The sequence below is a fragment of the Sinomonas sp. genome, assembly GCF_051955515.1.
In the GTDB taxonomy this organism is placed as follows: Bacteria; Actinomycetota; Actinomycetes; order Actinomycetales; family Micrococcaceae; genus Sinomonas.
The window spans coordinates 1-3514 of sequence record NZ_JBQCGQ010000095.1 but is presented as its reverse complement, the minus strand read 5'-3'; the positions used below and the strand labels follow the sequence as shown (position 1 = coordinate 3514).

Annotated in this window: 4 protein-coding genes; 2 read left to right on the top strand and 2 right to left on the bottom strand. The window is 67.9% G+C overall.

Annotated features, from left to right (window positions below; translation table 11 throughout):
- Positions 1-486 (bottom strand): SDR family NAD(P)-dependent oxidoreductase (locus ACTHL9_RS05380; protein WP_440517818.1); only part of this gene is annotated, 486 nt, incomplete at its 3' end.
- 50 nt (positions 487-536) lie between these two features.
- Between ACTHL9_RS05380 and ACTHL9_RS05375 the strand changes: the two genes are divergently transcribed.
- The gene (locus ACTHL9_RS05375; RefSeq protein WP_440517817.1) at positions 537-1574 is read left to right on the top strand and encodes a zinc-dependent alcohol dehydrogenase family protein; all 1038 of its coding nucleotides are present in this window, start codon (positions 537-539) and stop codon (positions 1572-1574) included.
- 19 nt (positions 1575-1593) lie between these two features.
- Here the strand turns inward: ACTHL9_RS05375 and ACTHL9_RS05370 are convergent, their stop codons facing one another.
- Positions 1594-2430, bottom strand: coding sequence for a helix-turn-helix transcriptional regulator (locus tag ACTHL9_RS05370; RefSeq protein WP_440517816.1), 837 nt, complete (start codon positions 2428-2430; stop codon positions 1594-1596).
- A gap of 95 nt (positions 2431-2525) precedes the next feature.
- Between ACTHL9_RS05370 and ACTHL9_RS05365 the strand changes: the two genes are divergently transcribed.
- The coding region (locus ACTHL9_RS05365) for a dihydroxy-acid dehydratase domain-containing protein (RefSeq protein ID WP_440517815.1) at positions 2526-3514 on the top strand (989 nt) is incomplete at its 3' end.

Sequence of the window (3514 nt, the reverse complement as noted above, 5' to 3'; positions counted from 1 at the left end):
GAGTGCCGTGACCAGGAGCTTGCTGTCCGAATACGCCCCGTAGGAGTCCCACCGCCGTTTGGTCCATTCGAGATCGTCGAGCCTTGGTGAGCCACTGCGGTGCATACCGCTGCTGAGGTAGACGACGCGCGACGGACGCTCAAGGCGCGCCGTCAGGAGATACGGCGCCAGAACGTTGACGGCGAGGACGTGCGCGTGGCCGTCGTCCGTCGTCGTCCGCTGCCTCTCGGTGTAGACGCCCGCATTGTGGATGACGGCGTCCATCCTCCCGATCTCATTCACCTCGTCGGCCAGCGCGATCGTCTCCGCCCGACTCGCGAGGTCGCCGACGACGATCCCCGCCGCGCTGACCGCCACCTCCTCCAGGGCGGCCGCGCGCTCGGCATTCCTGGCGTGGACGACGACGTCGTGGCCTTGCGCTATCAGCGCCCGGGCTGCTGCGAGGCCGAGGCCCTGAGTGGAGCCGGTGATGAAGATGCGGGCCACGAGGACCTCCTCAATAGCGTGGGCAGGTGGCTTGATGATAGGCAGGGCAGATGCGCGCGATCGTTATGGATGAAATCGCCGGACCGCTGGCCGTCCGCGAAGTAGCCGAGCCCAAGGCGCCGGAGAGCGGCGCTGTGATAACCGTCGTCGCCACCGGCTTATGCCGCAGCGACTGGCACGCCTGGGTGGGCCACGACGAGATCGCGCTGCCCCACGTTCCCGGCCATGAGTTTGCCGGGGTCATCTCGGAGGTGGGTCCGGGCGTGACGAAGTGGGCGGTCGGCGACCGCGTCACCGCCCCGTTCGTCGAGGGCTGCGGCGTCTGCGAGTGGTGCCTCTCGGGCAACGCCCAAGTCTGCCCCGAGCAGCAGCAGCCCGGCTTCACGCACTGGGGCTCCTTTGCAGAGCGCGTGGTGATCCACGCGGCCGACACCAACCTCGTCGCCATCCCAGAAGGCGTGAGCTTCGAGGCCGCGGCAAGTCTCGGCTGCCGCTTCGCGACCGCGTACCGGGCGCTGACCGGGCGCGCCGGCGTGTCCGCGGGCGAGTGGGTCACCGTGGTGGGCGCCGGCGGCGTGGGCCTCAGCGCCGTCATGATCGCCAAGGCGCTCGGAGGCAAGGTCATCGCCATCGACCGTCATTCAGCCGCGCTCGAGGCGGCATCATCGCTAGGGGCGGACCACGTGCTGCTCGCCGACGGCTCCGACCTCCCCGCCCGAGTCCACTCCCTCACGGGCGGCGGCTCGCATGTGTCCGTCGACGCCGTCGGCAGCGAGCAGACCTGCGCGGACGCCCTGCTCAGCCTGCGGCGGCGCGGACGGCACGTCCAGATCGGCCTCCTTCCGCCGGTGGACGGCCATCCTCGCGTGCCGATGGCGCGGGTCATCGCGTGGGAGCTCGACGTCTTCGGGAGCCACGGCATGGCGGCCGCGGACTACCCCGGAATGCTCGCCCTCATCGCTTCCGGGTCGCTGGAGCCGCAGAGGCTCATCGAGCGGGTCATCGGCCTCGAGGAGGCGGCTCGGCAGCTGCCCGAGTTCGACACGGCGAATGTCGCCGGGATGACGATGATCAATCCGGGGAAGTGAGTGCGGGGAGACGCAGTCGCTACCCAAGTTTCATGAGCAGCTGCATCTGCTCAGCGGCGTCGCTGCCTGGCGCGGGCGTGTAGACGACGATGTGGAGGTCCGGGCGATCGGACGGCGAGACCTGATGGTGCTCGAAGCGGAGGACGCCCACTGCCGGGTGGTGGAAGAGCCGTTCCCGCGATTCGAAGCCCAGGATGTCGTGCCGGGCCCACGTGTCGCGGAACTCCGGACTGGCCTCCTTGAGCTTCTCGATCTGGTAGCCGATCTTGGAGTCGCCCAGACGGGGACCCGCTTCGGCGCGGAATTCCGAGGCAAACCGGCTGCTGGTCACGTCCCAATCAGGAAGCAGGCTGCGGACGTAAGGATCGGTGAAGACGAGCCACAGCAGGTTCCTCTCCTCGGACGGAACCGTGGCGATGTTGGGGTACAGCGCCGCATAGCCCCTGTTCCAGCCCTCGACTCCCCAGTCCGGCGCAAGGGCGAACGACGGATTCGGATCCAGGGCGTCGAGGAGGCGTTGAACGTGGGGAGGAACATCGGCGACGGCGGTGCCCGAGGGAGGCACGGACACGTATCCCGCGAGCGAGAGGACATACGCGCGTTCGGTCTCCGATAGGCGGAGCGTGCGCGCCAGGGTTTCAAGGACCTGGCGCGACGGGGAGATCTCCCGGCCCTGCTCCAACCACGTGTACCAGGTGACGCTGATGGCCGAGAGGAAGGCTACCTCCTCCCGCCGCAGGCCCTGCTCGCGGGTGCGCCCCACCGGGGGCAGTCCGTAGTCGGAACGCAGCGCCTGTGCGCGCCTGGCTTTGAGGAAGAGGCCGAGTTCCCGGCGCCGCTGGGCTGCATCCGTCATGGTGTTCAAGCCTAGTACCAGTACTACTAGAAGCAGATCCTCCTAGGAGCAGAGCCGTCTTCACGTTCTCGCCGGGCTGCGGAAGCATTCGTCCTATGCCTGCACTTCGTTCCCGCACTGTGACCCATGGCCGCAATATGGCCGGCGCTCGCGCATTGCTGCGCGCCGCCGGCGTGGCCCGAGAGGACTTCGGCAAGCCGATCATCGCCGTCGCCAATAGCTTCACCGAATTCGTCCCCGGTCACACCCATTTGCAGCCGGTAGGCCGCATTGTCTCCGACGCCATCAACGCCGCCGGCGGAATTGCCCGCGAGTTCAACACGATTGCGGTCGACGACGGCATTGCCATGGGCCATTCAGGCATGCTGTACTCCCTGCCCTCCCGGGACCTGATCGCCGATTCCGTCGAGTACATGGTCGAAGCGCACCGCGCCGACGCCCTCGTCTGCATTTCGAACTGCGACAAGATCACGCCCGGAATGCTCATGGCCGCCCTGCGGCTGAATATACCGACAGTCTTCGTTTCGGGCGGCCCGATGGAGGGCGGCACCGCCGTGCTGATCGACGGGACGGTCCGCAAGCGCCTGCACCTCGTCAACGCGATGACGGACGCCGTGTCCGAGCAGGTCTCGGACGCCGATGCTGCTGCCGTGGAGGAGGCCGCGTGCCCCACGTGCGGTTCCTGTTCGGGCATGTTCACGGCCAACTCGATGAACTGCCTCACGGAGGCCCTCGGGCTCTCCCTGCCGGGCAACGGCTCGACGCTCGCCACCCACACCGCGCGGCGCGCCCTGTACGAGAAGGCCGGCTCCACGATCGTGGAACTCGCCCACCGCTATTACGACGACGACGACGCCTCAGTCCTTCCCCGATCCATCGCCACCCCCGCAGCCTTCGAGAATGCGATGGCCTTGGACATCGCGATGGGCGGTTCGACGAATACGATCCTGCACCTGCTCGCGGCGGCCCACGAAGCCGAAGTCGATTACGGCCTCGAGGAGATCGACCGCCTTTCCCGCCGGGTCCCCTGCCTCTGCAAGGTCGCGCCCAACGGGTCCTACCTCATGGAAGACGTGCACCGCGC